The sequence below is a fragment of the Pseudomonas sp. SDO5215_S409 genome, assembly GCF_054071325.1.
Genome location: NZ_JBSVWN010000165.1, coordinates 1 through 650, shown reverse-complemented (window position 1 = coordinate 650; position 650 = coordinate 1). Strand labels below are relative to the sequence as shown.

Genomic DNA, 650 nt, shown 5'->3' with positions numbered 1-650 from the left:
CGCGTCTCAAAGAAGTTCTTCTCTTTCTTCAAGTCCATGATCTCGCTCATCCAGGGGAACGGGTTAGTGGTCCCCGGGTACTCTTCCTTCAGCCCGATCTGCGACAACCGGCGGTTGGCGATGAACTTGAGGTAGTCCTCCATCATCGCTGCGTTCATGCCCAGCACGCCGCGTGGCATGGTGTCGCGGGCGTATTCGATTTCCAGTTGAGTGCCTTGCAGAATCATCTGCGTGGCTTCTTCCTTCATCTCGGCATCCCACAGGTGCGGGTTTTCGATTTTGATCTGGTTGATCACATCGATACCGAAGTTCAGGTGCATGGACTCATCGCGCAGGATGTATTGGAACTGCTCGGCCACGCCGGTCATTTTGTTGCGGCGGCCCATGGACAGGATCTGGGTGAAGCCGCAGTAGAAGAAGATGCCCTCCAGTACGCAGTAGTACGCCACCAGGTTGCGCAGCAGTTCCTTGTCGGTGTCGACGGTGCCGGTTTCAAACTTCGGATCGGAGATCGAGCGGGTGTACTTCAGGCCCCATGCCGCCTTTTTGGCGACGGAAGGGATCTCGTGGTACATGTTGAAGATCTCGCCTTCGTCCATGGCCAGCGATTCGATGCAGTACTGATAAGCGTGGGTGTGGATCGCCTCTTC

The 650-nt window shown here is 56.2% G+C and carries 1 protein-coding gene; it reads right to left on the bottom strand.

Translation table 11 applies throughout. The features are described 5' to 3' along the window. A partial coding sequence (locus tag ACW9H9_RS28735; protein ID WP_457374547.1) for a ribonucleotide-diphosphate reductase subunit beta occupies positions 1-650 on the bottom strand: 650 nt, incomplete at both ends.